The organism is Streptomyces lycii, assembly GCF_009735685.1.
Classification (GTDB): domain Bacteria; phylum Actinomycetota; class Actinomycetes; order Streptomycetales; family Streptomycetaceae; genus Streptomyces; species Streptomyces lycii.
Genome location: NZ_WHPN01000338.1, coordinates 1 through 2,189, shown reverse-complemented (window position 1 = coordinate 2,189; position 2,189 = coordinate 1). Strand labels below are relative to the sequence as shown.

At 70.4% G+C, this 2,189-nt stretch carries 1 protein-coding gene; it reads right to left on the bottom strand.

Annotated elements, in window-relative coordinates; translation table 11 throughout:
• Positions 1–39 precede the first annotated feature (39 nt).
• Positions 40–2,189 (bottom strand): ABC transporter ATP-binding protein/permease (locus GCU69_RS21785; RefSeq protein ID WP_156206953.1); only part of this gene is annotated, 2,150 nt, incomplete at its 5' end.

Genomic DNA, 2,189 nt, shown 5'->3' with positions numbered 1-2,189 from the left:
GTCGTGTGCCCGCCCGCACGCACGCGGGCCGCGGCCGGGTTACTTGCGCATGACCTCCGGCTCGTGCCGGCGCAGCAGCCGCGCGACGACGACGCCGCACAGCAGGCCGATGCCGAGCAGTACGCCCATGTCGAGCATCCAGGTGCCCAGGTCGTGGTCCCACAGCGGGTCCGGGTTCCCGGGCTCCCAGGGCAGCAGCACGTTCAGCTGGGCGGTGGAGCCCGCGGCCGACACGGCCCAGCGGGACGGCATCAGCCAGGCCAGCTGCTCCACGCCGATCTTGTCGTTGAGCTGGAACAGGCAGCCGGTGAAGACCACCTGCACGATGGCGAACATGACCAGCAGCGGCATGGTCTTCTCCGCCGTCTTCACCAGCGAGGAGATGATCAGGCCGAACATCATCGAGGTGAAGCCGAGGGCCATGACGGACAGCGCCAGTTCGAGACCGGGCAGGTCCTCCAGCAGGACGCCCTCCTCGGGCAGGTCCCGGGGGATGAAGCCGATGGCGCTGATGATGCCGCCCTGGACGACCGTGAGCAGGCCCAGGACGATGACCTTCGACATCAGATACGCCGAGCGGGACAGGCCGGTCGCCCGCTCCCGTTCGTAGATCACCCGCTCCTTGATCAGCTCGCGTACGGAGTTCGCGGCGCCCGCGAAGCACGCTCCGACGGCGAGGATCAGCAGGATCGTGCTGCCGTCCCGGTTGGAGAACGGCGGTTTGCCGCCCTGCGGGCCGAGCCCCAGCCCGTAGTCGGCCGGGATCAGCACGCTCACCACGCCGAGCACGGCGGGCAGCACCAGGCTCAGCGCGAGGAAGCCCCGGTCGGAGGCGATCACCGAGACGTAGCGGCGCATCAGCGTCCACAGCTGCGAGCCCCAGCTCTGCTGCTTGGGCGGGCGCATCTGCTGCGGCTGGACGTACGCCTGCTGGGGGGCGACGGCGTCGAGGTCGGCGGCGTACATCTGGTAGTGCTGCGAGCCGCGCCAGCGGCCCGACCAGTCGTAGTCGCGGTAGTTCTCGAAGGCCGAGAAGACGTCGGCCCAGCTGGTGTAGCCGAAGAAGTTCAGCGCCTCGTCCGGCGGGCCGAAGTAGGCCACGGAGCCGCCCGGCGCCATCACCAGCAGCTTGTCGCAGATCGCCAGCTCGGCCACCGAGTGGGTCACCACCAGGACCGTGCGGCCGTCGTCGGCGAGACCGCGCAGCAACTGCATCACGTCACGGTCCATGCCCGGGTCGAGGCCGGAGGTGGGCTCGTCCAGGAAGATCAGCGACGGCTTGGTCAGCAGCTCCAGGGCGACCGACACGCGCTTGCGCTGGCCGCCGGAGAGCGAGGTGACCCTCTTCTCCTTGTGGATGTCGAGCTTCAGCTCGCGCAGCACCTCGTCGATCCGGGCCTCGCGCTCGGCGGCCGCGGTGTCACCGGGGAAGCGGAGCTTCGCCGCGTACTTCAGCGCGGTGCTGACGGTCAGCTCCTTGTGCAGGATGTCGTCCTGCGGGACCAGACCGATGCGCTGCCGCAGCTCGGCGAACTGCTTGTAGAGGTTCCGGTTGTCGTAGAGGACGTCACCCTGGTCGGCCGGGCGGTAGCCGGTCAGCGCGCGCAGCAGGGTCGACTTTCCGGAGCCGGACGGGCCGATCACGGCGATGAGCGACTTCTCCGGGGCGCCGAAGGAGACATCCTTCAGGATCTGCTTGCCGCCGTCGACCGTGACGGTGAGGTGCCGGGCGGAGAAGGAGACCTCGCCGGTGTCGACGAACTCCTCCAGCCGGTCGCCGACCAGGCGGAAGGTGGAGTGGCCGACGCCGACGATGTCGTTCGGGCCGATGGTCTGCTGGCGGACCGGCTGGCCGTTGACATAGGTGCCGTTGTGGCTGCCGAGGTCGACGATCTCGAAGCGGCCGTCGGGCGTCGACCGGAACTCGGCGTGGTGGCGCGAGACCTGGAGGTCGGAGACGACCAGCTCGTTCTCCAGGGCACGGCCGATGCGCATCACCCGGCCGACGGCCAGCTGGTGGAACCCGGTCGGGTTGCGGTGACCGTCCTGCGGGGCCGCGGGGTGCTGCTGCGGCCCGCCCTGCGGCGGGACCTGCTGCGCGTATCCCTGCTGCTGCGGCTGCTGCTGGAACTGCTGCGGCTGCGCGGCCCAGCCGGCGGGCGCGGGCTGCTGCCGGGGCTGCGCCGGCG